At 66.5% G+C, this 26,975-nt stretch carries 27 protein-coding genes and 1 riboswitch; of the genes, 10 read left to right on the forward strand and 17 right to left on the reverse strand.

Annotation, left to right across the window (positions count from 1 at the left end; translation table 11 throughout):
* Nucleotides 1–150: 150 nt before the first annotated feature.
* From KQH53_05275 to KQH53_05295, 5 genes are all read left to right on the forward strand, one after another.
* A complete protein-coding gene (locus KQH53_05275; protein MCB2226071.1) occupies nucleotides 151–858 on the forward strand; it encodes a TVP38/TMEM64 family protein in 708 nt (235 codons plus the stop codon).
* Between the two features lie 16 nt (nucleotides 859–874).
* A complete protein-coding gene (locus KQH53_05280) occupies nucleotides 875–2,347 on the forward strand; it encodes an FAD-dependent oxidoreductase (GenBank protein ID MCB2226072.1) in 1,473 nt (490 codons plus the stop codon).
* A 29-nt stretch (nucleotides 2,348–2,376) separates the two neighbouring features.
* Nucleotides 2,377–3,324, forward strand: coding sequence for a glucokinase (locus KQH53_05285; GenBank protein MCB2226073.1), 948 nt, complete (start codon nucleotides 2,377–2,379; stop codon nucleotides 3,322–3,324).
* An 88-nt stretch (nucleotides 3,325–3,412) separates the two neighbouring features.
* Nucleotides 3,413–4,069 carry a molybdopterin-dependent oxidoreductase gene (locus tag KQH53_05290; protein MCB2226074.1) on the forward strand — a complete coding sequence of 219 codons (657 nt, stop codon included), beginning with the start codon at nucleotides 3,413–3,415 and terminating at the stop codon, nucleotides 4,067–4,069.
* 142 nt (nucleotides 4,070–4,211) lie between these two features.
* A complete protein-coding gene (locus KQH53_05295; protein ID MCB2226075.1) occupies nucleotides 4,212–4,403 on the forward strand; it encodes a hypothetical protein in 192 nt (63 codons plus the stop codon).
* Between the two features lie 140 nt (nucleotides 4,404–4,543).
* Here the strand turns inward: KQH53_05295 and KQH53_05300 are convergent, their stop codons facing one another.
* Nucleotides 4,544–5,551 (reverse strand): DUF3187 family protein, encoded by a 1,008-nt coding sequence (locus KQH53_05300; protein ID MCB2226076.1) that lies wholly within the window; start codon nucleotides 5,549–5,551, stop codon nucleotides 4,544–4,546.
* Nucleotides 5,552–5,674: 123 nt separating this feature from the next.
* On the opposite strand from KQH53_05300, the gene KQH53_05305 reads away from it, so the two are divergent.
* Nucleotides 5,675–5,830 carry a hypothetical protein gene (locus KQH53_05305; protein ID MCB2226077.1) on the forward strand — a complete coding sequence of 52 codons (156 nt, stop codon included), beginning with the start codon at nucleotides 5,675–5,677 and terminating at the stop codon, nucleotides 5,828–5,830.
* Between the two features lie 73 nt (nucleotides 5,831–5,903).
* On the opposite strand, the gene KQH53_05310 is transcribed toward KQH53_05305, so the two are convergent.
* On the reverse strand, nucleotides 5,904–6,749 hold the full coding sequence (locus tag KQH53_05310) for an aldo/keto reductase (GenBank protein ID MCB2226078.1): 846 nt from the start codon (nucleotides 6,747–6,749) through the stop codon (nucleotides 5,904–5,906).
* Nucleotides 6,750–6,881: 132 nt separating this feature from the next.
* Between KQH53_05310 and KQH53_05315 the strand changes: the two genes are divergently transcribed.
* On the forward strand, nucleotides 6,882–7,535 hold the full coding sequence (locus tag KQH53_05315; GenBank protein MCB2226079.1) for an HAD-IA family hydrolase: 654 nt from the start codon (nucleotides 6,882–6,884) through the stop codon (nucleotides 7,533–7,535).
* Here the strand turns inward: KQH53_05315 and KQH53_05320 are convergent.
* The 6 genes from KQH53_05320 to KQH53_05345 all read right to left on the reverse strand — a co-directional run bounded on the left by KQH53_05320 (nucleotide 7,532) and on the right by KQH53_05345 (nucleotide 13,569).
* The gene (locus KQH53_05320) at nucleotides 7,532–8,641 is read right to left on the reverse strand and encodes an ABC transporter permease (protein ID MCB2226080.1); all 1,110 of its coding nucleotides are present in this window, start codon (nucleotides 8,639–8,641) and stop codon (nucleotides 7,532–7,534) included. The genes KQH53_05315 and KQH53_05320 overlap by 4 nt on opposite strands.
* A gap of 8 nt (nucleotides 8,642–8,649) precedes the next feature.
* On the reverse strand, nucleotides 8,650–9,774 hold the full coding sequence (locus tag KQH53_05325; protein MCB2226081.1) for an ABC transporter permease: 1,125 nt from the start codon (nucleotides 9,772–9,774) through the stop codon (nucleotides 8,650–8,652).
* Nucleotides 9,771–11,546 carry an ATP-binding cassette domain-containing protein gene (locus tag KQH53_05330; protein MCB2226082.1) on the reverse strand — a complete coding sequence of 592 codons (1,776 nt, stop codon included), beginning with the start codon at nucleotides 11,544–11,546 and terminating at the stop codon, nucleotides 9,771–9,773. Before KQH53_05330 ends, KQH53_05325 begins: the two co-directional genes overlap by 4 nt.
* A 4-nt stretch (nucleotides 11,547–11,550) precedes the next feature.
* Complete coding sequence (locus KQH53_05335) at nucleotides 11,551–12,600, reverse strand: efflux RND transporter periplasmic adaptor subunit (GenBank protein MCB2226083.1); 1,050 nt, start codon at nucleotides 12,598–12,600, stop codon at nucleotides 11,551–11,553.
* Between the two features lie 142 nt (nucleotides 12,601–12,742).
* Entirely contained in the window at nucleotides 12,743–12,937 is a 195-nt protein-coding gene (locus KQH53_05340; GenBank protein MCB2226084.1) for a hypothetical protein, read from the reverse strand.
* A gap of 131 nt (nucleotides 12,938–13,068) precedes the next feature.
* Nucleotides 13,069–13,569, reverse strand: coding sequence for a MarR family winged helix-turn-helix transcriptional regulator (locus KQH53_05345; GenBank protein MCB2226085.1), 501 nt, complete (start codon nucleotides 13,567–13,569; stop codon nucleotides 13,069–13,071).
* A 178-nt stretch (nucleotides 13,570–13,747) separates the two neighbouring features.
* Here KQH53_05345 and KQH53_05350 point away from each other — a divergent pair, with 178 nt between their 5' ends.
* The 3 genes from KQH53_05350 to cobT all read left to right on the forward strand — a co-directional run bounded on the left by KQH53_05350 (nucleotide 13,748) and on the right by cobT (nucleotide 16,949).
* The gene (locus KQH53_05350; protein ID MCB2226086.1) at nucleotides 13,748–14,137 is read left to right on the forward strand and encodes a pancreas/duodenum homeobox protein 1; all 390 of its coding nucleotides are present in this window, start codon (nucleotides 13,748–13,750) and stop codon (nucleotides 14,135–14,137) included.
* A 66-nt stretch (nucleotides 14,138–14,203) separates the two neighbouring features.
* Nucleotides 14,204–14,395: riboswitch (cobalamin riboswitch) on the forward strand.
* 99 nt (nucleotides 14,396–14,494) lie between these two features.
* The gene (gene thiC, locus KQH53_05355) at nucleotides 14,495–15,805 is read left to right on the forward strand and encodes a phosphomethylpyrimidine synthase ThiC (GenBank protein MCB2226087.1); all 1,311 of its coding nucleotides are present in this window, start codon (nucleotides 14,495–14,497) and stop codon (nucleotides 15,803–15,805) included.
* Nucleotides 15,806–15,887: 82 nt separating this feature from the next.
* Nucleotides 15,888–16,949: a nicotinate-nucleotide--dimethylbenzimidazole phosphoribosyltransferase gene (gene cobT / locus KQH53_05360; protein MCB2226088.1), complete on the forward strand. Its 1,062-nt coding sequence runs from the start codon at nucleotides 15,888–15,890 to the stop codon at nucleotides 16,947–16,949.
* A 66-nt stretch (nucleotides 16,950–17,015) separates the two neighbouring features.
* Here the strand turns inward: cobT and KQH53_05365 are convergent, their stop codons facing one another.
* From KQH53_05365 to KQH53_05405, 9 genes are all read right to left on the reverse strand, one after another.
* Nucleotides 17,016–18,086 carry a 3-isopropylmalate dehydrogenase gene (locus tag KQH53_05365; GenBank protein ID MCB2226089.1) on the reverse strand — a complete coding sequence of 357 codons (1,071 nt, stop codon included), beginning with the start codon at nucleotides 18,084–18,086 and terminating at the stop codon, nucleotides 17,016–17,018.
* A 90-nt stretch (nucleotides 18,087–18,176) separates the two neighbouring features.
* Nucleotides 18,177–19,451 carry an ArgE/DapE family deacylase gene (locus KQH53_05370; GenBank protein MCB2226090.1) on the reverse strand — a complete coding sequence of 425 codons (1,275 nt, stop codon included), beginning with the start codon at nucleotides 19,449–19,451 and terminating at the stop codon, nucleotides 18,177–18,179.
* A 31-nt stretch (nucleotides 19,452–19,482) separates the two neighbouring features.
* Nucleotides 19,483–20,460, reverse strand: a complete 978-nt coding sequence (locus KQH53_05375; protein MCB2226091.1) for a dipeptide ABC transporter ATP-binding protein — start codon at nucleotides 20,458–20,460, stop codon at nucleotides 19,483–19,485.
* 7 nt (nucleotides 20,461–20,467) lie between these two features.
* Nucleotides 20,468–21,424 carry an ABC transporter ATP-binding protein gene (locus KQH53_05380; protein ID MCB2226092.1) on the reverse strand — a complete coding sequence of 319 codons (957 nt, stop codon included), beginning with the start codon at nucleotides 21,422–21,424 and terminating at the stop codon, nucleotides 20,468–20,470.
* Between the two features lies 1 nt (nucleotide 21,425).
* Nucleotides 21,426–22,247 (reverse strand): ABC transporter permease, encoded by an 822-nt coding sequence (locus KQH53_05385; GenBank protein ID MCB2226093.1) that lies wholly within the window; start codon nucleotides 22,245–22,247, stop codon nucleotides 21,426–21,428.
* Between the two features lie 14 nt (nucleotides 22,248–22,261).
* The gene (locus tag KQH53_05390) at nucleotides 22,262–23,206 is read right to left on the reverse strand and encodes an ABC transporter permease (protein MCB2226094.1); all 945 of its coding nucleotides are present in this window, start codon (nucleotides 23,204–23,206) and stop codon (nucleotides 22,262–22,264) included.
* 69 nt (nucleotides 23,207–23,275) lie between these two features.
* Nucleotides 23,276–24,847 carry a hypothetical protein gene (locus tag KQH53_05395; GenBank protein ID MCB2226095.1) on the reverse strand — a complete coding sequence of 524 codons (1,572 nt, stop codon included), beginning with the start codon at nucleotides 24,845–24,847 and terminating at the stop codon, nucleotides 23,276–23,278.
* Nucleotides 24,848–24,861: 14 nt separating this feature from the next.
* Entirely contained in the window at nucleotides 24,862–26,037 is a 1,176-nt protein-coding gene (locus tag KQH53_05400) for an amidohydrolase (protein ID MCB2226096.1), read from the reverse strand.
* 86 nt (nucleotides 26,038–26,123) lie between these two features.
* Nucleotides 26,124–26,963 (reverse strand): IclR family transcriptional regulator, encoded by an 840-nt coding sequence (locus KQH53_05405; GenBank protein ID MCB2226097.1) that lies wholly within the window; start codon nucleotides 26,961–26,963, stop codon nucleotides 26,124–26,126.
* Nucleotides 26,964–26,975: the final 12 nt, after the last annotated feature.

The raw sequence follows: 26,975 nt of genomic DNA on the forward strand, positions 1-26,975 counted from the left end.
CTTTGGCCTGTCCATCGCCTGCCCCGGCAACCGCGCCCCAGCGGCGCCACGAGTAACTTTCATCGCGCGACCGATCCGCGTAGGCTTTTAGGCAAGGGGCTGCTCCTAAGAAAGGGCGGCCCGCGTCCGGGTCGGGAGCTGGGAGGCGGCATGAGCCGGGGCCTGATCAAAAAGTTGGTGATCCTGGGTTTGGTGGTGGCGGCGGTCTTGGCCTTTTGGCTGCTGGACCTGGGGCAATACTTTTCCCTGAGCTACGTCAAAGATTCCCGTCAGGCCTTCCAGGCCTATTACCACGCCCACCCGGCCTTGATGCTGGGCGGCTACTTCCTGGTCTACGTGCTGGTCACCGCCTTTTCCCTGCCCGGCGCGGTGGTGATGACCCTGGCGGGCGGGGCCTTGTTCGGCTTCTGGGAGACCCTCTTGGTGGTCTCCTTCGCCTCCAGCATCGGGGCCACCCTGGCCTGCTTCTTCGCCCGCTTCGTCTTGGGCAACTGGGTGCAGGCCCGCTTCGGCGACAAGCTGGAGGCGATCAACCGGGGGGTGGAGCGGGAAGGGGCCTTTTATCTGTTCACCCTGCGCCTGGTGCCGCTGTTCCCCTTCTTCGTTATCAACCTGGTCATGGGCCTGACCAAGATGCCGCTGCGCACCTTCTACTGGGTCAGCCAGCTGGGCATGTTGCCGGGCACCATGGTGTTCACCAACGCGGGCAAGGAGCTGGGCCAGATCGACAGCCTGGGGGGAATCCTCTCGCCCGGGCTGATCATCAGCTTCGTGATCCTGGGTCTGTTCCCGCTGGTGGTCAAAAAGGGCCTGGCCTGGTACCGCCGCCGCACCGGGCGCAAGCAGATCATCGAGTAGCCGGAAGGGAGGGGGCATGGCGACGTATGATTACGACCTGGGGGTGCTAGGCGGGGGCTCGGCCGGGCTGACCCTTACCTCGGGCGCGGCCCAGCTGGGGGCCAAGACCCTGCTCATCGAAAAGGAGCCCCGCCTGGGCGGCGATTGCCTGCACTACGGCTGCGTGCCCTCCAAGACCCTGATCAAGACCGCGCGGGTCTATCACTTGATGAAGCAGGCGGACCGCTTCGGCCTTCCGCCGGTGGAGACCCCGCCGGTGGACTTCGCGCGGGTGCGCGACCGCATCAAGGGGGTCATCGCCACCATCCAGGAGCACGACAGCGAGGCCCGATTTTGCTCCCTGGGCGCGGCGGTGCGCTTCGGCTCGGCCCGCTTCGTGGACGAGCACAGCGTGGAGTTGGATGGCAAACGCATCTCGGCCAAGGCCTGGCTCATCGCCACGGGCTCCTCCCCGGCCGCTCCGCCGGTGCCCGGCTTGAGCGAAACGCCCTACATCACTAACAAGGAAATTTTCTACCTGGACAAGTTGCCCGAGTCGCTCATCGTCCTGGGCGCGGGGCCCATCGCCATCGAGATGGCCCAGGCCTTCGCCCGTCTGGGGAGCAAGGTCAGCGTGGTGCAGCGCTCCGGCCAGATCCTCTCCAAAGAGGACAAGGACTTGGCCGACGGGGTGATGGCCGCGCTCATGGCCGAGGGCGTGGAGTTTTACCTCAACGCCAAGGTGACCGGCGCGCGGGAGGTTGGCGGCAGGCCGCACCTGGCCTTCACCAACGCGGACGGCAAGGCCAGGGAGCTGAGCGCCGAGCGTATGCTGGTGGCCTTGGGCCGTAGGGCCAACCTGGAAGGCCTGGGCCTGGAGGACATCGGCGTGGAATTCGACGCCAAGGGCCTCAAGCTGGACGCCCGCCTGCGCACCGCGCACAAGCACATCTACGGCGCGGGCGACGTGACCGGCGGCAACCAGTTCACCCACGCGGCGGGTTACGAAGGCGGGGTGGTGCTGGCCAACGCTGTGCTGCACCTGCCTCGCAAGACGGACTACACCTGGCTGCCCTGGTGCACCTACGCCGACCCCGAGCTGGCCTCCATCGGCCTGAACGAGAAGGCGGCCGAGGCGGCGGGGCTTAAGTACACCGTGTGGAGCGAGCAGTTCGCGGGCAATGACCGGGCCCTGGCCGAGGGCGAGGCCGAGGGGCGCATTAAGCTGATCCTGGATCAGGACGAGAAGATTCTGGGGGCGCAGATATTGGGTCTGCACGCGGGCGAGCTGATCAACGAGTGGGTGGCCGTGGCCGGGGGCAAGGTGAAGCTCTCCACCATGGCCGGGGCCATGCACCCCTATCCCACCCTGGGCGAGATAAGCAAGCGGGTGGCCGGCGACGTGCTGGCCCCCAAGCTTTTTTCGGACCTGGTGAAAAAGGGGCTCAAGCTTTTCTTCTCCACCCGGGGCCGGGCCTGCACCCCGCCCACGGGCGGCACAGCCCAATAGGGACACCTTCGGCAGCAACGAGGTAGGACATGCCCAGCATTCTGACCGCGGACATAGGGGCCACCAACAGCCGCTTCGCCCATGTGGCGGGCGAGGAAGACCAAGGCCTGGAGCTCAAGAACAGCGTGTGGCTCAAGACCGCCGAGGCCGGGACCTTTCAGCATCTGCTGGAGCAGGTGGAGGCTTCGGAGCTGGGCCTGGCCCCCAAAGAGGCGGACCTAGCCTGCTTCGCGGTGGCCGGGCCGGTCATAGGCGGCACCTATTGCCAGCCGCCCTGGATCGAGTGGGACATCGACCTGGAGCGCGACCGCCCGGCCCACGGCCTGGGGCCCAGCCTGCTGATCAACGACTTCGTGGCCCAGGCCTGGGCCTGCCGCACCCCGGCGGTGGACGATGCCCGCGAGGTGCTCTCCGGCGACCCGGATCCTGACGGGGTGATCGGGGTGATCGGCGCGGGCACCAGCCTGGGGCACGCCGCCCTCTTGCCCGGCGCGGGCGGTCTGGTGTTGGCCTCGGAGTTCGGTCACGCGCCTTTTCCATTCGCCGGGGGCCGCGAGCGCGAGTACCGCGAGTTCCTCAGCGGCCAGGTGGACATGGACCAGCCCAGCAACGACGTGACCGTGTCGGGCCGGGGCCTGGCTCACGTGCACCACTTCCTGAGCGGCGACAAGCTGAGCCCCAAGGAGGCTGGGCAGGCCATGGGCGAGGACTCGGAGACGGTGCGCTGGATGGCCCGCTTCTATGGCCGGGCCTGCCGCCAGTGGGCCTTGGGCTGCCTGGCCCTGGGCGGGCTCTACATCGCCGGGGGCCTGGCCGCCAAACTGCCGGTCTTGGTGGAGCACCCCGCGTTCGGCCGCGAGTTCCGCCTGGCCGAGAGCATGGTCCACGTCCTGGAGCGCATTCCGGTTTTGCTCAACACCAACGAGCAGAGCGGCCTGTGGGGGGCCGCCGCCGCGGCCCTTCATTGGCGGAGCTGACCCGTATATAATTAGTAGGCAAGTAGGGAATTCGCCGCGCCGGGGAGGGCGCGCCTGGTTCCCCGGGGGTGGGAAAGCAGCCTAAATAATGCAGCCAAGACGCAAGTTCCTGGCCCTGGGCCTCGGTTGCCTGGCCGGGCTCAATCTTGTCCTGGCCTGGCCTTCCCGGGGTTGGGCCGCGCTCAAGCGCCAGATCCTGCCGGCCCACACCAAACCCACCGGCCTTTTCAACCGCGACCCCAAGGGCATTGACAACCGCAACCTTTCGGTGACCCCCATCGAGCAGTTCGGCACCATGGGCCAGAGCGACCTCAAGCTGGACCCTGCCAAGTGGCGTTTGGTGGTTCAGGGCAAGCTGAGGCAGCCGCTGAGCCTGGACCTGGCCACGCTGCGGGCCCGGCCCCAGATGCAGCGGACAGTGCTGCTCATCTGCCCGGGGGTGTTCTCCTATAACGCGGTGTATCAGGGCTTCAGCCTGGGCAAGCTGCTGGAGGAGACGGGCCTGGACCCCATGGCCGACATGGTGGAGATTCGCGGGCCCAATGGCGGCTACACCAAGATCGAGCACTTCAAGCTGAGCGAGGTGCTCTCGGACAAGGTGTGGCTGGCCTACCAGGTCAACGGCAAGGACCTGCCTCCCAAGCACGGCTTCCCGCTCAGGGTGGTGGCGGGAGACCACTACGGCGACGACTGGGTCAAGTACGTGAGCAAGATCACGGTTCGGGCCACTGGGAAGAGGGGGTAGGGCCATGATGAGCCAGGCAAGCAAGCAGGCCTGGGTCTGGGCTCTGGGCCTGGCCCTGGTGGCCGCGATCCTCGCCGGTCCGGCTCCCCACGCCGACGCGGCCCCGCCTCAGCGCATCGTCTTCTATGTCGCCTGATACGACGTGGGTAAGGCCGCCCTGGAGGGGCAGCCGGGAGTTATCAAGGTGACCCGGGGCTGGCACCGGGGCCGGGAGATCAATGCCGTGACCTACGACCCGGCCAAGATCAGCCAGGCCTCGATGGTCGATCTGCTGAAAAAAGCCAAGACTTACCGGGGCATAGCCGTGCCGTCCGCTAATATCCCAGCCCAATGAAGGAATATATACAGTTAGTATTACTTAAAATGTTAGTTAAATAATAACAAATAAGAAAATTATTAAATATCCCATCATCTCGTGGCACAGCCATGGAAACGCCGGCAACGCAGTATTCCGGTGTCTGGCTGCGCCGCCGGTTAAAAGGTCCAGCCCCAGCTCAGGCTCAGAGTAAAATCCGGGCTGGTGTAGTAGATCAGGTCCTCGGCAAAGGCGATGGAGATGAGCTGGCCGTGGGTCGGGACCCACTGCACGCCCAGGAGAATCTGCAACATGCCGTTGTCCAGCCCCTCCACCCCGGTGTCGTCCAGCAGGGGCGTGGCCCCGTTTAGCTGGGCCCGCAGGGTCAGGGTGTCGCTCCAGGCCCAGCCCAGGGACAGGCTCCCGGCGGCCACGTTGTTGGGTTCCAGGGGGTCCAGCAGGCTGGTGTAGCCCAAATAGAAGTACAGGGCGTTGGCGCTCAAGGACCAGCGGCCGTGGGTCAGCTCCCCGGTCAGGCCCAGGGCGGGCAGGGCTCCCCCGGCCCCCAGGCCCTTGTCCGGGTCGCCGCTGGGCAGGCTCACCTGGCCCAACAGGCTGAGCGCCGCGCCCGGCCGGGCCCACAGGCTCCACGCCCCTTTGAGGCGCAGGTCACCCACGCCCTGGGTGCTGGAGTCCTGGCTGATGATGGTGCGGCTTCGGCTTGATGCCCGGTAGCGCACCAGATCCTGGGGCACCTGCTCACGGCCTCCGTTGGGCAGGCCCAGGGCGCGGTGATAGGATTCGATGAAGCCGTCCATAAAGCCGCCCCAGTAAAATGCGGCGGGCAGCTCCACCCCCAGGCGCACCCCGTGGGGCAGGGACTGCTCATAGCCCAGGGACACGTAGCCCAGCTCCATGTCCAAATCCAGGCTGGCCCGGTTGCTGCCCTGGCGCACGAACACGCTGGAGTAGGCGGTGGTGAGCAGCAGGCGGCCCGTGCCCGCCGGAGCCACCGCCGCGCCCGTGGGAGTGAAGGGCACCAGGGCCAGGGCCAGGGGTGATTGGTTGGGCACCGCGAAGGGCAGGCTCTGGGGGCTGGGAGCGGTCTCGCTGGCCATGGCCGGGGCGGCGCTAAGGGCCAGGGCCAGGAGCGCGGCGGCGATTATGCGGTAAAACTTGAGCAACATGGCCCCTCCCTTTGGGATGGGCATTATAGCCCAGGGAGCATCGCTTGTGCAGGGAGCTTAAAGAGGTTGCGCCCGGCGCGCTATGTTGGCAATATTGGGGCAGTCCCACGGCAGGAGAAAATCATGACCGTTTTGAGAATGCTGGCCTTTTTTATCTTGTTGGCGACCATGAGCGCGATGCTGGCGTCTTGCGCCAACGTGGCCCCGCCGGGGTACGACGCCGCATGGGAGCAACGGCGGGCCGATCAGTTGGAGTGGGAGGACGATCCCTGGCGCTGATCGCCTGACCGCCCCAGAGCAGTCAACGAGGCTGGCGGACGCAAGACCGCCGGCCTCTTCGTTTGCCCGGCTTCTAGTAGCGGCCCCGGTAAAAGGCCAGATGGCGCGCCTGGGGCCGGAACATCCCGGTCAGGCGCTGCACGCCCTCGGGGGGCAAGGGGCCTTTGATTCCGGCCCGGGCCAGGGTGGCCACCTCCTCCGGCGTGGAGCATCCCACGATCACCGTGGTCACCTCCTGGGCCAGGGCAAAGCGGATCAGCGCCTCGGCGTCCAGGCCGTCCCGGGGCGAAAGATAGTGCCCCCCGCCCAGCACCTTCATGGCAATGGCCGCCAGGCCCTTGGCCCGCGCCGCGGGCAGGGTCTCGTCCAAAAAGCCTTCCAAGCAGGCCTCGGCCGGGTTCACCGGCAAAAGCACCGCGTCCACCGGCCAGGTGAGCACCGCCTTGGTTAACAGATAGGGGTCGTGGTGGCCCGTAACCCCGATGTGGCGCGCCAGGCCCTGCTCCTTGGCCTGCACAAAGGCCTCCAGGGCCCCGCCCGGACCGGAGATGCGCTGATATTCGTACTCGGTGCGGATGTCGTGAATCTGCCACAGGTCCAGGCGCTCCACCCCCATGGTGGCCAGGGTGTTCTCCAGGTCGGCCCAGGCCCCGTCCTTGTCGCGGGCGGCGGACTTGCTGGTCTGGAACACCCGGGCCCGGTCCTCGGACCGCTCTGGCCAGACTTGGCCGTAGTAGCCCTGGCTGCCCGCGTAGGCCGGGGCGGTGTCAAAGTAGGTGATGCCCGCCGCGATGGCCGCCTCGATCACCGCCTGGGCCTCCTCTTCGCGGTCCTGGGTGCGCAGCACCCCCTCGCCGCCCAGGCCCACCCGGGTCACCGGGAAATCCTTGTCTCCGAAGCTGGCGGTGGGAATGACCATGCTGCCCTCGCTTTCTCCCTAATTTCACTCTAACCGGGCCGGTCGCGCCAGAAAAGGCGCTTGCGGGGCAGGGGGGTGGGGTCTAGATTTGAGGGCGTGCGTCCTGCAACCCCATGCCCGCGAGGATATACCGTGCCCTTTGCCGCCCTGATCTGCGACCTGGATGGAACCCTGATCAACAGCCTGGACGACCTGGGCGAGAGCATGAACGCGGTTCTGGCCGACGATGGGCTGCCAGTGCATCCCCTGGAGGCCTACCGCTATTTCGTGGGCAACGGGGTGGAGAAGCTGGCCGAGCGCGCCCTGCCCGAGGACCGGCGCGACCCGGACACGGTGCGCGAGATGGCCCGGCGCATGCGCGCGGTCTATGCCGACAACTGGGCGGTGCACACCCGCCCCTACGATGGCATCCCCGAGATGCTGGGCCTGGCCGTGGAGCGGGGCCTGGCCCTGGCGGTGCTCTCCAACAAAGTGGACGAGTTCACCAAGATCATCGTGCCCCACTTTTTCCCAGAGTTCAGCTTCGCGGCCGTGGCCGGGGCCAAGCCAGAGGTGCCTATCAAGCCACACCCCCAGGCCGCCCTGGGCATGGCAGAAGACCTGGGCCTGGAGCCCGCGCAGTGCATCTTTTTGGGCGACACGGCGGTGGACATGAACACCGCGCGGAGAGCGGGCATGTTGCCCGTGGGCGTGCTGTGGGGCTTCCGGGGGGAAGAGGAACTGCGCCAGGCGGGCGCGGCCGCGATCCTAAGCCACCCCCGCGAGCTGGCCGCGCTGTTGAATTAGTACAACCTGCGCCTAAAGAGCCAGCCCGCGATACCCAGGGTCACCACCCCGATCACGGCCATGGGCCAGTAGAGCGGCAGCAGAAGCTCCACGTCCGCCCCTTCCAAGAACACCGACCGGATGATTACCAGGAAATAGCGCAGGGGATTGAGCAGGGTGAACTGCTGCACGATCTCGGGCATGTTGGCAATGGGCGTGGCGAAGCCCGAGAGGATCACCGCGGGCACCATGAACAGGAAGGTGCCCAGAAGCGCCTGCTGCTGGGTCACGGAGATGGAGCTGATCATCAGACCCAGGCCCACCGCCGAGAGGATGAACAGCCCCATGCCCAGATAGAGCGCGGCCAGGCTGCCCAACAGCGGCACTTGGAAGATTTTCACCGCCACCAGCATGATCAGGCTGCCTTCGCCCAGGCCGATGATTATGCCGGGCAGGGCCTTGCCCAAGAGGATTTCCGCCGGGTGCAAGGGGGTGACCAGCAACTGGTCGAAGGTGCCGTTCTCGCGCTCCCGGGCCACGGACAGGGCCGTGACCACCAGGGAGAGCAGCAGGGTCAACAGCCCCACGATGCCCGGCACGATGAACCAGCGGCTCTCCAAATTGGGGTTGAACCAGGTGCGCACCTTGAGCTCGGCCGGGGGCTTGGGCCAGCCGTGGTCGGCCGCCCACTTGCCGCTGAAATTGGTGACGATGGTGCGCACGTAGTTCAGCAGCACCATGGCCGTGTTGGAGTTGCGGCCGTCGATGATCACCTGCAAGTCGCCGGGCCGCCCCTGCATGAGCTGGCGGGTGAAGTCGGGCGGGATGTTGATGACCATCAGCACCTCGCGGGCGTCGATGGCCGGGGCCACCTGGCCCAGGTGGTCCAGGGTTTGGCGTAGCTGGAAGGCGGGGGAGCCCTGGAACGAGGCCAGCAACTCGCGGGAAGCCACCCCTGCGTCCTGGTTGTAGACCGCGTAGGGCACCTGGTTCAGCTCGAAGGTGGCCGCGTAGCTGAAGATCAAAAGTTGGAACAGGGGCGGCACGATGAGCATTATTCGGCTGGTCTTGTCCTTGAGCAAGGCCAGCAGCTCCTTGATTACCAGGGCTCGGATGCGTCCCCACATGGCCGCCCTCAGTCCAGACGCTTGCGGCTACGTAGCCGCACCAGGGTAAAGAAAAACGCCGCCATGACACCCAAGGCCAGGGAGTTGAGCCCGATCACCGGCCACACGTCCCCGGCCAAAAACACGCTCTGTAACACGGCCACGAAATAGCGCGCCGCGATGACGTGGGTGATGGTCTGCACCCAGCCGGGCATGGAGCCGATGTCGAAGATGAATCCCGAGAGGATGAAGGCGGGCAAAAAGGTGGCGAAGATGGCCAGCTGCCCGGCCACGAACTGGCTGTGGGCCACCGTGGAGATGAGCAGGCCCATGGCCAGCGCGGCCAAAAGGAACAGGGCGCTGACCCCCATGAGCACCCCCAGGCTGCCCCTAAGCGGCACCTCGAACAAAAACACCGCCATGGCCACCGAGAGTATCTGACCGCCCATGCCCAGGCAGAAGTAGGGCACCAGCTTGCCTAGAAGGATCTCACTCAAACGCACCGGTGTGACCAGCAGGGCCTCCATGGTGCCGCGCTCCCACTCGCGGGCCACCACCATGGAAGTGAGCAGGGCGCCGATCAGGGTCATAATCACCGCGATGAGTCCGGGCACCAGAAAGTTGGTGGAGCGCACCTCGGGGTTGAACCAGATGCGCTGCTCCACGTTCACCGGCAGGCTCATGGCCTTGCCCTGCTGGGCGGCGTAGCGCACCAGCCAGTTGCTCCACACCCCCTCCACGTAGCCCCCCACGATGCGGGCGGTGTTGCCGTCCACCCCGTTGAGGATCAGCCCGATGGGGGCCGGGCCGCCGGTGAACAGGCGCGAGGCGAAGTTGCTTCTGAGCCACAGGATGCCCTCCACCCGGCGGTGGCGCATGGCATCTTGGGCGGCCTGAATGTGGTCGTAGCGCATCGGCCGGAACCAGGGCGACTCGTAGAAGTCGGCCAACAGGCTGGAGGCGGCCGGGGACGACTTTTCCACCACCAGGGCCAGGGGCACCCGCTTGGCGTCCAGAGACACGCCGTAGCCGAAGATGAACAAGAGGATGGCGGGCAACACGAAAGCGATGGCAATGGAGGAGGGATCGCGGATGATCTGCAAGGCCTCCTTGCGCACCAGGCCCCGCACCCGTCGCCAGCCGCCCCCGCTCATGCCGCCTGCTCCTTGTCCTTGGCCGCGTGGCTCTGCTCGATCAGCTCGATGAAGGCGTCCTCCATGGTGGGGTCGGGGTTCTCTTGGTTGCGGTGCTCTTGCTTGAGCTGCTCCGGCGTGCCCTCGGCCAAGAGCTTGCCCCGGTCCATGATCACCACCCGGTCGCAATACTCGGCCTCTTCCATGAAGTGGGTGGTCACCAACACGGTGACCTGGTGCTCGGCCAGGGCGTTGATGCGCCGCCAGAACTCGCGGCGGGCCAGGGGGTCCACGCCCGAGGTGGGCTCGTCCAGGAACAAGATGCGGGGATGGTGCATCAGCGAGGCGGCCAGGGCCAGGCGCTGCTTGTAGCCCAGGGGCAGGTCTCCGCTGGTGGCCCCGGCCAGCTCGGCCAGCTCGAACTCCTCCAGGGCCCAGCCCACCCGCTCACGCTTGAGCGAGCCCTTGAGTCCGTAGATGCTGGCAAAGAAGCGCAGGTTCTCGGCCACCGATAGGTTGCCGTAGAGGCTGAAGCGCTGGGCCATGTAGCCGATCTTGGACCGGGCCTGGGCCGCGGCGGTGCGCAGGTTGTGCCCGGCCACCTGCAAGGTGCCCTCGCTGGCGGGCAGCAGGCCGCAGAGCATACGGAAGGTGGTGGACTTGCCCGCCCCGTTGGCGCCCAGCAGGCCGAACACCTCGCCGCGCTCCACCGCGAAGCTGATGCCGTCCACCGCGTAGAAGGTTCCAAAGCGGCGCTTCAGGTCCTTGACCTCGATCACCGGGCCTTCGCCGGAATCCTCTTCCGGGGCGGGAGCGTTCATGGCCGTGTCCTTGTCGCGGCGCTCCCCGCCCAGCATGTCCACGAAGGCGTCCTCGAAGCGCGGGGCCACCTCCTGCACCTTGAGCTTCTCGCCGTCCCCGGCCATGCCCGCCAGGCCGGGATCGCCTTTTTCCCGCGTGACTACCCGCACGCCCTCGCCCTGAATCAAAGCGTCCAAGACCGGCGGGGCCTGGGACAGCTCGCGCTGCAAGCGGCGCTTGCCCATGTCCGGCGAGGAAACCAGGAAGCTGCGGCCGGTCATGGTGGTGGTGAAGTCGCTGGGCGGCCCGGCCTGGAGCACCTTCCCCTGGTGCATGAGGATCACCTCTTGGCAGCGCTCGGCCTCGTCCAGATAGGCGGTGCTCAGGAGCACCGTGAAGCCCTGCTCCTCCACCAGGCGGTAGATGATGGCCCACAGCTCGCGGCGCGACAGGGGGTCCACCCCCACGGTGGGCTCGTCCAGGAGCAAGAGCTCCTTGGGTTGGGCCAGGGAGCAGGCCAGGCCCAGCTTTTGCTTCATGCCGCCGGAGAGGTCGCCGGCCAGACGCTTGGTGAAGGGGGCCAGGCCGGTGAGGCGCATCAGCTCCTCGTAACGGGCAGGGCGCTCCTTGGGGGCCAGGTTTTGCAGGTCCGCGTAGAGGTCGAGGTTTTCCTGCACGGTGAGGTCTTCGTAGAGCCCGAACCGCTGGGGCATGTAGCCCAGGGAGGATTGCACCTCCAGGGCCTGGCGGGCCACGTCCAGGCCCAGGGCGGTGACCGTGCCCTGGTCGGGCAGTAACAGCCCGGCGGCCAGGCGCATGAGGGTGGTCTTGCCCGCCGCGTCCGGCCCCACCAGGCCGGTGACCAGGCCGCGCCGCACCGAGGCGCTGACCCCGTCCAGGGCGGTGACCTTGCGGCCGCCCCCGGAGAAGGTCTTGACCACCCCGTCCAGGACCAGGGCCGGGGAGTCCTGGCTGGCTTGCGGCGCGTTCACGGGACTATTTGCCGGCGCAGGGGTTCTGCCCGCCCCGGGCGGCCGGCTTGGGCGGCTGCTTCAGATCCAGCACCACGGTCACCGGCATGCCCAGGCGCAGCTCGTGGCCCGGGTTGCAGGCGTAGATGCGCGCCCGGTAGACCAGCTTGGTGCGCAGCTCCGGGGTCTGCACCGTCTTGGGGGTGAACTCGGCGGTGGGCGAGATGTAGCCCACCCAGCCGGGGAACTTCTTATTCGGGAAGCTGTCGGTGAGGATGGACGCGCTCATGCCCGGCACCACCTTGCCCAGCATGGTCTCGGGCACATAGGCCCGCACCCACACCGGGTTGTTCAGGGCCACGGTGAAGGCCGGGACGGCCGGGGAGGCCATGTCGCCGGGCTCCAGGATGCGCTGCTGGATCACCCCCTCGCCGCTGGCGTAGAGCTTGGTGTCTCTCAGCTCGCGCTCGGCCAGGCGCGCGGCTGCCTTGAGCGCCTCCAGCTTGGCTCGCGCGGCCGCGATGTCCTGCTGGCGGGGGCCCTCGATGGCCAGGTTTAGGGACTCGGCCGCCCGCTTGACCTCGGATTTGGCCGCCAGATAGCGCGCCTCGATGGAGTCGTAGGTCTGGGCCGGGATGGCCTTGCGCTGGTAAAGCTCTTTGTTGCGCTTGTAGAGGTGGGTGGCGTCGGAGAGATTGGCCTTGGCCCCGGCCAGGCGGGCGCGGGCCTCGGCGATCTCCTGGGGCCGGCTGCCGGCCAAGAGACGAGCCAGGACCTGATCCTGGGCGGCCACCTCGGCCTGGGTCCGGGCCAGGTTGGCCTGATAGCGCACCGGGTCCAGCTCGGCCACCAGTTGGCCCGACTTGACCTGGTCGCCTTCTTCCACCAGGATGCGCTCAATGCGGCCGTTGGCGTGGAAGGCCAGGTGCACCTGGCGAATATCCACGTTTCCGTAGAGGGTTAGCTGATCCTTGGGCTTGTTCTCGGCCGGGCGCACATACAAGTAGTAGTAGGCGCCTCCGGCCGCGGCGGCCAGAATGAGCAGCACGATCAGGATCTTCAACGGCTTGGGCATGGCACCTCCCTGCCGCTTGAGAGTAGGCAGCGGCAAACTAGGGCAGATGCCTTTGTTATACTCCCATCACCGCCGTAGCTAAACCTTAAGCCGCATTTTCATGCGTCTTTTTCCGCCATGCCGGGCAGGGGAGGGCGCGGCCTCAGCTCTCCAGCTCGTTGAGCATGGCGCGCAGGTCGCGGTGTTGCAGCCACAGGTTGAGGCGCTCGTGCCCGTCGCTCTGGCTGTAGCGCCGGGCCACCTCCCGCGCCTTGCGCTCGGCCCGCTCTCGCAGCCACGGCCCCGCAATCAGCTTCCCACCCGGCTGCGGCTCCTGCCGGTCATGTTCCGGATTCATCTCCCGCCCACGCCGCCTTTGCGGCCAAGGCCCCTTCACCACCGACCTCCGGAGGCGCTCCCTCCTTTGGCTCCTTAATCTACACACTGCCCGCCACATGAGTGTATATGCACCTTTCTCCTGAAAAAAAATTACCTAAGGCCTTTGACCATGGTCCTGAGGTCCTTGGCCAGGCCGTCCCATTTGTCCTTGCCCAAGGTGCCGACCACGCGCTCCTGGGCCTGGTGCCAAAGGGGCACGGCCTGGAGCACCGCCCCCTTGCCTTTGTTTGTTATCTCCACTCGCTGCTCTCGCCGGTCCTCTCCGGAGTGGGTTTTCACCAGGCCCTTTTTCTCCAGCACGCGCAGGTTGCGGCTCAAGGTGGTGCGGTCCATGCCCAGGCCTTGGGCCAGCTGGGCCAGGTTGCTGTCCGGCGACAAGACAAAGGAGACCAGCAGGCTGAACTGAGTGATCTTCAGCCCCACCGGCTTGAGGGCTTGATCAAAGGCTTGGGTTACCAGGCGGCTGGCCCGGCGCAGGTTAAAGGCCGCGCAGCTGCGGGCCAGGTCCAGGCAGAACGCGGAGCTCAGGCACGACGCGGCACCGTTGGTGCGCATGGCGGCCAGTTCGTCTTGCAGCTCCTTGTAGTTCATGGTTCGGTTCTCCGGGTGACCCTTCAATAGGAGTATATGCACGCATTTTGGCGGGGGTCAAGAAAAATGTCTGGCCCGTCACACAAGGCTGGAGCCCGGCCCGGCCTTGTATTAAAATTCCTGCTCGGCCGGGCGCTCCCCCGGCGATCCGCAAAACATCCGAGAAAGGCATGGACCCATGAGCCCGGTGATGCGCAACCTCGACCCCGAACAACTGGCCCAGCTATTACCCACGGGCATAGCCGACGAGTTTTTCGACGCCCTGTATGGCGACGCGGCCGAGGGGGCCTATGACATCAGCCTGTCCTTCAAGGGGCAACAGGGCCCGCGTTTGGAGCTGGAGTTGTTGCTCAGGCAGCGTCCGGGCAAGTGCCTGGCCTGCAACCTCACCTACGGCCTGCCCCAGGTTTTTTCGCGCCACCCGGTGCTCAACCTCAAGGGCGTGGTGGCCAAGGTGTGCCAGCTGGCCGGAGCCGACCCGGCTGAAGCCAAGTGGGAGTTGGGCCACACCCAGCCGGTCAGCAACGAGCTGCACGCCATTCCCCTGTACATCACCCTGGAGGGATGAGCCGGGGCGGCGCGCCGGGCAAAGGCCTTGACAAAGAAGCGCGCCTCCCATATTTAATGAGAAAATTTGTTTGGGCGGCAGCAAGGCGGCCATATAGGCCCTAACAGGGAAGCCGGTGCGAATCCGGCACGGACCCGCCGCTGTGACCGGGGACGAAACCCGCAAAACAAGCCACTGCACCGCGAGAGCGGGGCGGGAAGGCGCGGGGAGTAGGGCGAACCGGAAGTCAGAAGACCTGCCTTGCCGCCGGCGACTGGGGAGAAGGCAAATCCTCGAGACGCACCGCGTCCGGGGATTTTTGTTTTCTCCGGGGTGGTCCCCCTAACGCTGAACTCCTAACGGGAATAAGGAGAAAGCATGGCCACCCAAGTCGAACTGGCCGTTCAAGGCCAAATCACCCCTCAGATGAAAGAGATCGCCCTGGCCGAAGGCCTGGAGCCCGAACTGGTGCGCGCGCGTTTTGCCGCCGGCCAGATCGTGGCCCCCATAGGCTCCAACCATGAGCACAGCGTGGTGGGCATGGGCAAGGGCCTGGGCACCAAGGTCAACGCCTCCATCGGCACCAGCACCGACATCGTGGACATCGCCGCCGAGGTGAGCAAGGCCCAAGCCGCCGAGGCCGCCGGAGCCGACACCCTCATGGAGCTGAGCGTGGGCGGCGACCTGGACCAGGTGCGGCGCGAGGTGTTGGCCGCGGTCAAGCTGCCCGTGGGCAACGTGCCTCTGTACCAGGCCTTCAGCGAGGCCACGGCCAAGTACGGCGACCCCAACAAGCTGGACGAAGATATGCTCTTCGAGCTGATCGAGCGCCAATGCGCCGACGGCATCGCCTTCATGGCCGTGCACTGCGGCATCAACCTCTACACCATCGAGCGCCTGGAAAAGCAGCACTACCGCTACGGCGGCCTGGTGAGCAAGGGCGGCACCACCATGGTGGCCTGGATGAAGAACAACCAGCGCGAGAACCCGCTCTACGCACGCTTCGACCGGGTGGTGGAGATCCTAAAGAAGTACGACGTGGTGCTCTCTCTGGGCAACGGCCTGCGCGCCGGGGCCATCCACGACTCATTCGACCGGGCCATGGTGCAAGAGCTTCTGATCAACTGCGAGCTGGCCCAGATCGGCCGCGAGATGGGCTGCCAGATGATGGTGGAAGGCCCGGGCCACGTGCCCCTGGACCAGATCGAGGCCAACATCATCCTGCAAAAGCGCATGAGCGACGACGCGCCTTACTACATGCTGGGGCCCATCCCCAGCGATGTGACCGCCTCCTACGACCACATCACTGCGGCCATCGGCGCGGCCCAGAGCGCCCGCTACGGCGCGGACCTGATCTGCTACATCACCCCGGCCGAGCACCTGGCCCTGCCCAATGAGCAGGACGTGATCGAAGGGGTCAAGGCGGCGCGCACCGCGGCCTACATCGGCGACACGGTGAAGCTGCCCGAAAAAGGCCGCGCCCGCGACAAGGCCATGAGCAAGGCCCGCCGCGACTCGGACTGGGACAAGCAGTACGAGCTGGCTCTGTTCAGCCAGGACGCCAAGGCCATCCGGGCCGAGCGCTGCCCGGCCGACAGCCAGGCCTGCACCATGTGCGGGAAGTTCTGCGCCAACAAGGGCAGCATGGCGGTGTTCGGCCATCTGGTCGAGGGCACCTGCAAGGCCTGAGGTGATCGGCCTGAAGCCAGAACGGGCCCACCCGGCCCTAGCCCGGGACGAGGGCTGCCCATGGGCAGGAGGAGAATTAGACATGCAACTGACTGAGATTATCGCGCACATTGCGCCCATCGATCCGGAGCGTTTGGCCGAGGCGCACGCGCATTCCATGGCCCTGGCCATACCGCCCCTGGCCTTGGGGCGGCTGCACGAGCTGGGCGAGCGCCTCTGCGCCATCCAGGGCACCATAACGCCCAGCGTGGAAAGGCGTGTCTTTCTGGTCATGGCCGGGGACCACGGCGTGGCTGCTGAAGGCGTGAGCGCTTTTCCCCAGGAGGTGACCGGCGAGATGGTCAAGAACTTCCTGGCCGGCGGGGCCAGCATCAACGCCCTGGCCCGCGAGGCAGGGGCCGAGGTGTGGGTGGCCGACCTGGGCATCATCCCGGAGATCGAGGCCCAGGCAGCCAGCGGACAGCGCTTCATCAGCCGCAAGGTGGAACGGGGCACGGCCAACCTGGCCCAAGGCCCGGCCATGAGCCGCGCCCAGGCCGAACAGGCGGTGCTCACCGGCTTTGAGCTGGCCAGGGAGGCGGTGGCCCAAGGCGCGCAGATGCTGGGCACCGGCGACATGGGCATCGCCAACACCACGCCTTCCACGGCCATTGCGGCCGCGCTAACCGGCAAGCCTCTCTCCGGGTTGGTGGGGCGGGGCACCGGCCTGGACGATCCCGGCCTGGCCAACAAGCACTGGGTCATCGAGCGCGGCCTGGAGCTGAACCGGCCCGACCCCAACGATGGCCTGGACGTGTTGGCCAAGGTGGGCGGCTTCGAGATCGGCGGCATCGCGGGCTGCGTTTTGGCGGCCGCCTATCACCGCAAGCCGGTGGTCATCGACGGGCTCATCTCCACCGCCGGGGCGCTCATCGCCCATGCCCTGTGCCCGGCGGTTGCGGGCTACATCTTCGCGGGCCACCGCTCCCAGGAGCCGGCCCACGCGGCCATGCTGGAGCGCTTGGGCCTGGAGCCTATCTTGGACCTGGGCATGCGCTTGGGCGAGGGCACCGGCGCGGCCCTGGCCATGCAGGTGTTGAGCGGGGCGGCCCGGGTGATGCGCGAGGTGCTCACCTTTGAGCAGGCCGGGGTCAACCAGGGCTAGGCGTCATGGGCAAAGAAAAGGCCCGCCGCAAGGGCGGGCCTTGGCCGTCGTGGGTTATGGCTAGATTTAATCGGCCAGAAGGGCCTCCTTGACCGCGTCGCCCATCTGGGCCGTGCTGGCGGTGCCGCCCATGTCGCGGGTCTTTACTTGGCCCGCGCCCAACACGGCCATCACCGCGCGCTGCATGTCCCCGGCGGCCTCGTCCTCGCCCATGTGCTCCAGCATCAGGCGCACCGCCTCGATGGAGGCGATGGGGTTGACCACGCCCTGGCCCGCATATTTGGGGGCCGAGCCGTGGATGGGCTCGAACATGGAGGGGTAGTCCTTCTCTGGGTTGATGTTGCCGCCGGCGGCAAAGCCCATGCCGCCCTGGAGCATGGCCCCCAGGTCGGTGATGATGTCGCCGAAGAGGTTGGAGGCCACCACCACGTCGAAGTACTCCGGGTTTTTCACGAACCACATGGTCATGGCGTCAACCAGGGCTACGTCGGTCTTGACGGCCGGGAAGTCCTTGGCCACCTCGGCGTAGACCGAATCCCAGAAGACCATGGAGTAGTTCAGAGCGTTGGACTTGGTGCAGTTGGTGACCATGCCCTGCTTGCCGCGTTTGGCGGCCAGCTCGAAGGCGTAGCGGATCACACGCTCGCAGCCCTTGTGGGTGAAGATGGCGGTCTGCATGGCCAGGCCGTCGGGGGTGCCTGCCTTGAAGATACCGCCCGCGTTGCTGTACTCGCCTTCGGTGTTCTCGCGCACCACCACGAAGTCCACCGTCTCCGGGGTGGCGGTGCGGATGGGCGTGGCCACGCCGGGGTATAGCTTGATGGGCCTGAGGTTCACGTACTGGTCGAAGCCTTTGCGAATCTTGAGCAGCATGGTCAGCGAGATGTGGTCCGGCACTTTGGCCGCGTCGCCCACGCAGCCCAGAAAGATGCCGTCGCAGCCTTCGAGCTGGTCCAGGCAGTCCTCCGGGGCCATCTCGCTGCTGGCCAGATAGCGGTCGCAGCCCCAGTCATAAAGCTGGGTTTTAACCTTGAAGCCGTGCTTGTCGGCCGCTGCCCGGAGCAGCTTCTCCGCCTCCACGGTGATCTCGCCGCCCACCCCGTCGCCGGGAATCAAAGCAATGTCGTACTCGCGCATGATCGTCCTCGCTTGCTTTGCGGTGTCAGTGCCAAAGGGCCGCTTGGCCCGGGGCATTATAGCCCGTGGACATCTCCATGGATAGCGGGATCAGGCCCGCACTCCGCACCAGAGGGCCGTGGTAAGGGCCAGCACCTTGCAGGTGGCCAGCACGCTGGGCAGCTCCACGTATTCGTCGATGCCGTGGATGTTGCCCGCCTTGGGGCCGGTGCAGGCCGAGACCATGTTGAAGTAGGGCGCGAAGCGCGAATCGATGCCCGAGGAGCGCCCGATGAAGGGCACATAGCCACCGGAGATCTTGCGGGCGGCCTGGAGCATGGTCCGCACAAAGGGGTGCTCCGGGTCCTGCCGCCAGGGTTCGGTCTGCCAGCCGAACCACTCGATACTGGGCGGGTGCTCGGCCAGCCAGGGGTCGCTCTGGGCGGCCTCCTCGATAGTGCGGCGCACCAGGGCGCGCACCTGCTGCATGGTCTCGCCCGGCGGGAAGCTGATGCGGCACTCCATCACCGCTTCGCCGGCCACGGTGGAGGGCCAGTCGCCCGCGCGCACCGTGCCCACGCTGAGATGGCAGGAGCGGCCCGAGCCGCGCTCGAACAGCTCGTAGTGCACCGTGGCCTGGCGGTGCTCGCCCAGCTTTTCCAGGGCCTGGTATATGGGGATCAGCTTGCCGAAGGCGTTGACCCCCTCGTGGGCCAGGCCGCCATGGGCGGTGCGCCCCACCACCCGCACCCGGAACATGCACACCCCGGCGTGGGCGATGGTCACGTTCATGCCGTGGGGCTCGGAGCAGATCATGGCGTCGGCAACGTGGCCCGCGGCCAGGCAGGCCAGGGTGCCCCCGGCCCCGCCGGCCTCCTCGTCGATGACGCTCATCAGGCGCACCGTGCCCGCCGGACGAAGGCCCGCGTTCAGCAGCGCGGCCAAGGCGTAGTGGTTGGCCATGAGGCCTGCCTTCATGTCGCCCGCGCCCCGGCCGTAGAGGCGCTCGCCCTCTACATCTCCGCTCCAGGGGTCGCGGCTCCAGGATTCCACCGGCTCTGGCGATACCACGTCGATATGGCCGTTGAGGATGAGCGAGGGTCGAGCAGGGTCGCCGGGCAGGGTGGCCACCAGGTTGGGGCGGCCGTCGTAGGGCGCCTTGGTATCGAGGAAAGCCGGGTGCCCGCGCAGGGCCTCGATGTCGGGCAGCACGGTGGCCACCTCCAGGCCCAGTCCGTGGTAGAGGCGCTCCATGTATTGCTGGGCCGGGGCCTCTTGGCCCACCACCGAGGGGATGCGCACCAGCTCCTGCAAGGAGCGGGTAAGCTCGGGGGCTAGCTGCTCCACGGCGGCGCTGATCTTCTGACTAAGCAAGCTGATTTCCATGACGCTTATTCCGTGCCGATGGATAAGGGGGTTAAGCGCGGGGCAGGGGATGGTGGCAGGCCACCCAGTGTCCGCTGGCCAGGGGCCGGAACTCCGGCTCCAGGCTTCGGCAGTCGTCCTGCGCGTGGGGGCAGCGGGTATGGAAGCGGCAGCCCGTCGGCGGGTTGAGCGGGCTGGGCACGTCGCCGGAAAGGATCACCCGGTTCTTCACCCGGCCCACCTCGGCCACCGGCGCGGCCGAGAACAGGGCTTGGGTGTAGGGGTGGCGCGGCCCGGAGAAGACGGCCTCCTTGGAGGCCAGCTCCATGAGCTTGCCCAAATACATCACTGCGATGCGGTCGCTGATGTGCTCCACAACGGACAGGTCGTGGGAGATGAACAGATAGCTCAGGCCCATCTCCCGTTTGAGGCGGGCCAGCAGGTTGACCACCTGGGCCTGCACCGATACGTCCAAGGCCGAGAGCGGCTCGTCGGCCACCACCAGCTTGGGGCCCACGATCAGGGCGCGGGCGATGCCCAGGCGCTGGCGCTGGCCGCCGCTGAACTCATGGGGGTGGCGGTCGTAGTGCTCGGGCCTGAGGCCCACGGTCTCCATCATCTCCAGCACCCGGCGCTTGCGCTCGGCCTGGCTCAGCTCCTTGTTGCGCCTCAGGCCCTCGCCGATGATCTCGCGTACCGTGAGGCGCGGGTTGAGCGAGGACCAGGGGTCCTGGAAGATGATCTGCATCTCGCGGCGGAGCTTGCGCAGCCCTCCGGCCGAAAGCTTGGCGATGTCCTTGCCCTTGTAGCTCACCGTGCCCCGGGTGGCCTCGATGAGGCGCAGCACCAGGCGGCCGGTGGTGGACTTTCCGCAGCCCGACTCGCCCACGAAGCTGAGCGTCTCGCCCTGGAACAAATCGAAGCTGAGCCCGTCCACCGCCTTGACCACCTCGCCGGAGCTGACGATGGAGCGGTTAACCACGAAGTGCTTGGTGAGGTCTTGTACCTCTAGGATGGTTTCACGATTCATGGCCGCCTCACTCGTAGAGCCAGCAGAGGGCGTGGTGCCCCGGAGCCAGCTCGCGCCAGGGGGCGGGCTCCTGCACGCAGCGGGGCAGGGCCCGGGGACAGCGGGGGTGGAAGGGGCAGCCCTGGGGCAGCTCGAAGAGGCTGGGCACAATGCCCTTCATCTCGTAGAGCTCGTGGCCGCCCGGGCGGGGGATGGACTTGAGCAGGCCCCGGGTGTAGGGATGGGCCGCGTTGTCAAAGATGTCTTGCACAGTGCCTTGCTCCACCACCCGGCCGCAGTACATCACCACCACCCGCTTGGCCGACTCGGCCACCACCCCGAGGTTGTGGGTGATGAGCATGATCGCGGTGCCGATGCGCTCGTTGAGCCGGTGCATGAGATCCAGCACCGAGGCCTGCACCGTCACGTCCAGGGCGGTGGTGGGCTCGTCGGCCAGGAGCACGTCCGGGTCCAGGAGAAGCGCCTCGGCGATCATCACCCGTTGGCGCATGCCGCCGCTCAGGTGGTGGGGGTAGTCCTTGATGCGCTTGGCCGGATCGGGGATGTCCACCAGGGCCAGCATCTCCACCGCCCGGTCGCGGGCCTCGCTCTTGCTCATCTTGCGGTGGGTGCGCAGCGCCTCGGTGAGCTGGTTCTCGATGGTGAAGGCCGGATTCAAGGAGATCATGGGCTCCTGGAAGATCATGGAGATGCGGTCGCCCCGCACCCGGCGCATTTCCCTGGCCGACGCGGTGAGCAGATCGCGCCCCTGATACCAGATGCGGCCCTTGGCGATGCGGCCGGGAAAGGGCACCAGGCCCAGCACGGCCAAGGCGGTGACGCTCTTGCCCGAGCCTGACTCGCCCACCACCCCCAGCACCTCGCCGGGATCGATGTGATAGTTCACTCCGCACACCGCCTGGGCCACGCCCTGGCTGGTGTGGAAATTGACCTCAAGGTCCTCTATGCGCAGCAGCGGTTCCATGCTACTTCAGCCTCGGGTCGAGGACGTCGCGCAGGGCGTCGCCCAGGAGGTTGAAGCCCAAAACCGCCAGGGTGATGGCCACCCCGGGGAACACGGTCATCATGGGGTTTTCCATCATGAAGTTGCGCGCGTCGCTGAGGATGTTGCCCCAGGAGGGCGCCGGTGGGGGCGCGCCCAGACCCAGGAAGCCCAGGGAGCTCTCGGCCAGGATGGCGTAGGCCAGGCTGGCCGTGGCCTGCACGATCAAGGGCGCGGTGCAGTTGGGCAGGATGTGGCGGAAGATGATGTACACGTCGCCGTTGCCCATGGCCCGCGAGGCCTCCACGAACTCCTTCTCCTTGAGCGAAAGCACCGAGGAGCGCACGATGCGCGCGAAGCGCGGCACGTAGACCACGCCCAGGGCTATGATCACGTTGTAGAGGTTGGGCCCCAGCGCGGCCAGGATGGCGATGGCCAGCAGGATGGCCGGGAAGGACATCAGCGCGTCCATGAAGCGCATGATGACGTTGTCCAACAATCCCCCGAAATAGCCCGCCGCCGCGCCGGTGATCACCCCGCCCACCGTGGCCAGCACCACCGACAACAGGCAGATGTAGAGCGAGATGCGCGAGCCGTAGATCACCCGGCTGTAGATGTCGCGGCCGTACTCGTCGGTGCCGAACCAGTGCTCCGCCGAAGGCGGGGCCGCCTGCATCTCCAGGTTGATGGCCAGGGGGTCGTGGGTGGCCAGCAGGGGAGCGGCCAGGGCCACGGCCAGGTTGAGGCCGATGACGATGACCCCGATGAGGCCGATCTTGTTCTTGAGCAGTCGTTTTAAAAGCATGTTGTGCCCGCCTCTCACTTGTATTGGATGCGGGGATCGAAGAAGCCGTAGAGCAGGTCCACGATCAGGTTGATGAGCACGTAGACCAGGGCGATGAACAGGATGCAGCCCTGCACCACGGGGTAGTCGCGCATGTTGATGGCCACCACCAGATATTTGCCCAGGCCGGGCAGGCTGAACACCGTCTCAGTGACCACCGCGCCACCCAGGAGCATGCCGTACTGGATGCCGATGGTGGTCAGCGCCGGGGCGAAGGCGTTCTTAAGGGCGTGCTTGTTGATCACCTTCCACTCGGGCAGGCCCTTGGCCCGCGCGTGGGTCACGTACTCCAGGCGCAAGACCTCCAGCATGGACGAGCGCACCATGCGCGCCACCACCGCGGCCATGAACAGGCCCAGGGTGATGCCGGGCAGGAGCAGGTAGCGCATGCCCTGCCAGAAGCTCTCCCAGATGGGCACGAAGCCGGTGGAGGGGAACCAGCCCAGGTTCACCGAGAAGACGAGCAGGCAGATAAGCCCCAGCCAAAAGCCGGGCACCGACACGCCCACGATGGTGCCGATCATGAACATGTAGTCGCTCTTGGTGTTGTGCTTTACCGCGGCCATGACCCCCGAGGGGATGGACACGATCAGCGAGAAGATCAGGGCCAGGGTGGTGAGCGACAGGGTGACCGGGAAGCGGTCGGCGATGGAGGTGAGCACCGGCACCTTGGAGTGGATGGACACCCCGAAGTCGCCGGTGAGCACCCGGCCCACCCACAGGAAGAACTGCTGGTAGAGCGGCTGGTTGAGCCCCAGGGCGTCGCGCAGGGCCTCCACGTCCTGGGGCGTGGCGTCGTTGCCCAGCATGACCAGGGCGGGGTCGCCGGGGATCATGTGGATCAACAGAAAGACCATGACCGCCACCAGGCCGATGGTGGGGATCAGGTAGATGATCCTTTTGAGAATGTATTTAAGCATGGGCCACGGTCTTTTTGTCGCCGCCCCCCGGGCCCAGGAGGTCAAGCCCGGAGGACGGCTGTTGAAGGTTTACTTGCTCAACCACACGCCCCACAGGCGCGGCATACCGGTGCTGAGCACCTGGTAGCCGTGCACGTAGTCGCGGAAGGCGTTCAAGTAGTTGTAGTTGCAAGAGAGCACCCAGGGCACCTGGTCTATGCAGATCTGGTGGATCTTCTCGAAGATCTTTTGGCGCACCGCAAAGTCGGCGGTGGCCAGGGCCTCTTGGCGCAGCTTCTCGGCCTCGGGATAGACCTCCATAAACTTATTGCGTTTCAAGTAGGCGTAGGCCAGGGCCGGGTCGGGCATGGGGGCCGCGCCGAAGGTGTGGATCTGGGACTGGCCCTTGAGGTGCTTCTTCAAGAGCACCGGCCAGTCGATCACGTTGAGCTTGGCGTTGACGCCCAAGGCCTTGAGCTGGGCGTGCACGGCCACGGCCATGCGGTACATGTAGGAGTACTTCTTGGTGGTGTCCACCACCACCTCTTCACCCTTGTAGCCCGATTCCTTGAGCAGCTTCTTGGCCTTGGCCATGTCCGGGGAGTACCAGGTCTTGAAGAAGGGGGTCCAGTACTGGTTGGCGGTGGCCACGGCCGAGGGGTTGATGGTGGCGTAGCCCATGAATCCGGCCTTGGCCATGGAGTTGATGTTCAGGGCATAGGCACAGGCCTGGCGGAACTTGAGGTTGTTGACCACCGGCCGGGTGACGCCGAAGTGGGCGCCCACCCAGACCAGGCCTGCCACTTCCTGCACCACCATGCCTTCCTTGGAGTAGTCGCTCTTGTACTTTTTCATGTACTTCTGCGGGAAGGAGTGCACCAGGTCTACTTCCTGGTTGACCAGGGCCATCACCGCCACCGACTCCTCGGAGATGGGCATGAAGGTGACCTTGTCCAGGTAGGCCACGCGCTGGCCGCCCATGCCGTCGCGGGCGCCGCTCTGGCCCTTGTAGTCCGCGAACTTGGCCAGGATGACGTGGCGGTCCGGCTTCCACTCGATGAACTTGAAGGGGCCGGTGCCCACGGGATGGGTGATCTGGCCGCCCTGCTTGGCCATGTCGGCCTTGCACATGATGGCCATCACCGGGGCCACGTAGGCCAGGGCGTTGGGGAAGCCGGGAGAGGGCTTCTTCATCAGAATGCGCACGGTGTACTTGTCCACCGCTTCGACCTTGGCCACCCCGGCGAAGAGCTTGGCCCGGGCGCAGGTCTTGGGGTTCATCATGCGCTCCACCGAGAACTTAACGTCCTCGGAGGTCACCTCGGCCCCGTTGTGGAACTTTTTGCCCTTCATCAGGTGGAAGGTGTAGGTCTTGTAGTCCTTGCTCACCTCCCAGGACTGGGCCACCACGGGCACGATCTTGAGGTTGGTGGTGTAGGCCAACAGGGGCTCGAACACGTGGTTGAGCACCACCGCGTTGACCATGGCCGGGCTGGCCATGGGGTCCAGGCTGGTGATGTCGGTGTTGAGCCTGACCTTGATCTCGCCCCCGGCCTTGGGCTGGGGCGCGGCCCACAGGCTGGTGGCGCCGAGCAGCACCAGCGCCGCCGCCAGGCAAACGGCCACGGCGCGCATGGTCTTGTGAGTACCTTTTGGGGACATATGCTCCTTGCTCCTTATGATGAGGTGGTTTCGCCGGGAGCCAGGTAGCGCCGCGCCGCCGCGACGAAAACCTTCACACCGGTGATCAAAGCTTGGGGGTCCAAATCGAAAGTATGGGAGTGCATGGCCCGGTAGGGCCCGGCCGGGGCGCAACCCAGGCGGATCAGCGCACCGGGGCGCTCAGCCAGGAACAGGGCGAAGTCCTCGGCCGCGGTCACCGGGTCCAGGGGCATCACGTTTTCCGCGCCCAGGGCCTCGCGGGCCGCTTCGGCCAAGAGCTCCAGGGCCTCGGGGTGGTTGTCCAGGGGAGGGAAGGTCTCCTCCAGCTCCAAGTGGCACTCCACGTTAAACGACTTTTCCAGGCCCGCGGTCATTTGGGCCAGGCGCTCCTTCAAGAGGGCCCGGGCCGGGGCGGACAAGGCCCGCAGGCTGCCCGAGAGGCGGGCCGCGCCGGGTATGATGTTGTTGGCCGAGCCGGCCACGAACTCGCCCACACTGATCGCCCCGCTCTCCAGGGGGTTCAGGTTGCGGGCCACGATGGACTGCAAGGCGCTCACCAGATGGGCCCCGGCCACGATGGGGTCCTTGGCCAGGTGAGGGCGCCCGCCGTGGGCTCCCTGGCCGCGTATCTCCAAATGGAACACGTCGCAGGAGCTGTGGCTGACCCCGGGGGTGATCCCCGCCTGGCCGGCGGGCAGGTCGGCGGTGAGATGGGCGGCCAGGATGTAGTCCACCCGGGGGCTGTCCAGCACGCCCCGCTCCAGCATCATGCGTGCGCCTTGTCCAGTTTCTTCGGCAGGTTGAAAAAGAAACTTAATATTTCCCTTTAACCTGCTCTTCAGCCCGGATTCCATAACCCGGCGGGCCACGCCCAGCATGATGGCGGTGTGGCCGTCGTGCCCGCAGGCGTGCATCACGCCCGGGTTCTGGGAGCGGTAGGGAACCTCGTTGGCCTCGGCAATGGGCAGGGCGTCGATGTCCGCGCGCAAGGCCAGGGTGGGGCCGGGCTGGGTTCCCCGAATCAGGCCCACGGCGCCGGTCATGCCCGGGAGAGGGAGGAGCTCCACCCCCCAGCGGGCCAGTTCGGCCTGGATCACGCGGGTGGTGCGCTCCTCCTGGCCGGACAGCTCGGGATGGCGATGCAGGTCCTCGCGGAGGTCCCTAAGCCATGCCTGAAATGCCTTGTCCATGGGTCTTGCCGCCTTTTTTTGGCACTAGTGGTCCTGTCCGGGCGGGAAATACCGTCCGGTGAGCCGCCCGGGGGCGGCTGGGGGGTTTAGACCCCGTCGCTTCCTGCTATGGGTCCGCCGCCGGGCAGGGGAGCTTCGGCGTGCCGCCCGGCCACGATTTCGTCTGCGATCACCTTGGCCACCCAGGCCCTCCGCTCTGCGTCCATGCGCTGGGCGATGGCCGCCACGCTGATGGCCGCCTCCACCTGCCCGGACTCATCGCGCACCGGGCGGCCGATGGCCACCGCCTCGGGTATGAACACCCCGCCGGTCTCGGAATAGCCCATCTCCCGGCAGCGCTGCACCGACTCCAACACGTCGTCCGCGGTGTAGTTCTTGTAGCGGGTGTAGCGCCTCCGGTTGGCCGAGATCACCGCCCGGCAATCTTTGTCCGGCAGGCTGGCCAAGAGCACGGTGCTGCCCGCGCCGATGCCCAGAGGGGTGCGCTGACCCACCTCGTGGGTCAGGGTGCGGATGGGGAAGCTGCCTTCCGTCCGGTCCACCACCAGGGCGTCATAGCCCGAGCGGATGACCAGGAAAGCGGTGTCCTCGGTGATTAGGGCCACCCGCTCCAGGATGTGGCGGTATTGGTCCCGAATTTGGAACTGATGGGCCGCGGCCCCGAAATGATAGAGCTCCACCCCCAGGTGGTAGCGTTTGGTGATGGGATTGTAGGAGAGCAGGCCCTCGGAGACCAGGGCTCCCAGAGAGCGGCGGGCGGTGGCGGTGTGCAGTTCGGCTTCGCGGGCCACCTGGGCCAGGCTCATGCCGCGTTCGTTGTTGTTTACCACCATGCGCAACAGGCCGATGGCCCGGTGGATGGTCTGCACTCCCCGCTGCGAGGATGAGGCTGATTGGCTTTTGGTCGGTTTATCAGCTTGTTTCATGATTCCTCGGGT

Source organism: Desulfarculaceae bacterium (genome assembly GCA_020444545.1).
GTDB lineage: Bacteria > Desulfobacterota > Desulfarculia > Desulfarculales > Desulfarculaceae > Desulfoferula.

Bases quoted from the DNA above. Each gene is read 5' to 3' on its own strand.
- KQH53_05335 (MCB2226083.1), bottom strand. From the start codon at position 12,600: ATGCCCAAGCCGTTGAAGATCCTGATCGTGCTGCTCATTCTGGCCGCC.
- KQH53_05310 (MCB2226078.1), bottom strand. From the start codon at position 6,749: ATGGTCATTCCCACCGCCAGCTTCGGAGACAAGGATTTCCCGGTGACC.
- KQH53_05400 (MCB2226096.1), bottom strand. From the start codon at position 26,037: ATGGACAAGGCATTTCAGGCATGGCTTAGGGACCTCCGCGAGGACCTG.
- KQH53_05395 (MCB2226095.1), bottom strand. From the start codon at position 24,847: ATGTCCCCAAAAGGTACTCACAAGACCATGCGCGCCGTGGCCGTTTGC.
- KQH53_05340 (MCB2226084.1), bottom strand. From the start codon at position 12,937: ATGAATCCGGAACATGACCGGCAGGAGCCGCAGCCGGGTGGGAAGCTG.
- KQH53_05365 (MCB2226089.1), bottom strand. From the start codon at position 18,086: ATGCGCGAGTACGACATTGCTTTGATTCCCGGCGACGGGGTGGGCGGC.
- KQH53_05350 (MCB2226086.1), top strand. From the start codon at position 13,748: ATGAGCCCGGTGATGCGCAACCTCGACCCCGAACAACTGGCCCAGCTA.
- KQH53_05370 (MCB2226090.1), bottom strand. From the start codon at position 19,451: ATGGAAATCAGCTTGCTTAGTCAGAAGATCAGCGCCGCCGTGGAGCAG.
- KQH53_05375 (MCB2226091.1), bottom strand. From the start codon at position 20,460: ATGAATCGTGAAACCATCCTAGAGGTACAAGACCTCACCAAGCACTTC.
- KQH53_05325 (MCB2226081.1), bottom strand. From the start codon at position 9,774: ATGAGCGGGGGCGGCTGGCGACGGGTGCGGGGCCTGGTGCGCAAGGAG.
- KQH53_05385 (MCB2226093.1), bottom strand. From the start codon at position 22,247: ATGCTTTTAAAACGACTGCTCAAGAACAAGATCGGCCTCATCGGGGTC.
- KQH53_05305 (MCB2226077.1), top strand. From the start codon at position 5,675: ATGACCGTTTTGAGAATGCTGGCCTTTTTTATCTTGTTGGCGACCATG.
- KQH53_05380 (MCB2226092.1), bottom strand. From the start codon at position 21,424: ATGGAACCGCTGCTGCGCATAGAGGACCTTGAGGTCAATTTCCACACC.
- KQH53_05285 (MCB2226073.1), top strand. From the start codon at position 2,377: ATGCCCAGCATTCTGACCGCGGACATAGGGGCCACCAACAGCCGCTTC.
- KQH53_05405 (MCB2226097.1), bottom strand. From the start codon at position 26,963: ATGAAACAAGCTGATAAACCGACCAAAAGCCAATCAGCCTCATCCTCG.
- KQH53_05275 (MCB2226071.1), top strand. From the start codon at position 151: ATGAGCCGGGGCCTGATCAAAAAGTTGGTGATCCTGGGTTTGGTGGTG.
- KQH53_05390 (MCB2226094.1), bottom strand. From the start codon at position 23,206: ATGCTTAAATACATTCTCAAAAGGATCATCTACCTGATCCCCACCATC.
- thiC (MCB2226087.1), top strand. From the start codon at position 14,495: ATGGCCACCCAAGTCGAACTGGCCGTTCAAGGCCAAATCACCCCTCAG.
- KQH53_05290 (MCB2226074.1), top strand. From the start codon at position 3,413: ATGCAGCCAAGACGCAAGTTCCTGGCCCTGGGCCTCGGTTGCCTGGCC.
- KQH53_05345 (MCB2226085.1), bottom strand. From the start codon at position 13,569: ATGAACTACAAGGAGCTGCAAGACGAACTGGCCGCCATGCGCACCAAC.
- cobT (MCB2226088.1), top strand. From the start codon at position 15,888: ATGCAACTGACTGAGATTATCGCGCACATTGCGCCCATCGATCCGGAG.
- KQH53_05320 (MCB2226080.1), bottom strand. From the start codon at position 8,641: ATGTGGGGACGCATCCGAGCCCTGGTAATCAAGGAGCTGCTGGCCTTG.
- KQH53_05280 (MCB2226072.1), top strand. From the start codon at position 875: ATGGCGACGTATGATTACGACCTGGGGGTGCTAGGCGGGGGCTCGGCC.
- KQH53_05300 (MCB2226076.1), bottom strand. From the start codon at position 5,551: ATGTTGCTCAAGTTTTACCGCATAATCGCCGCCGCGCTCCTGGCCCTG.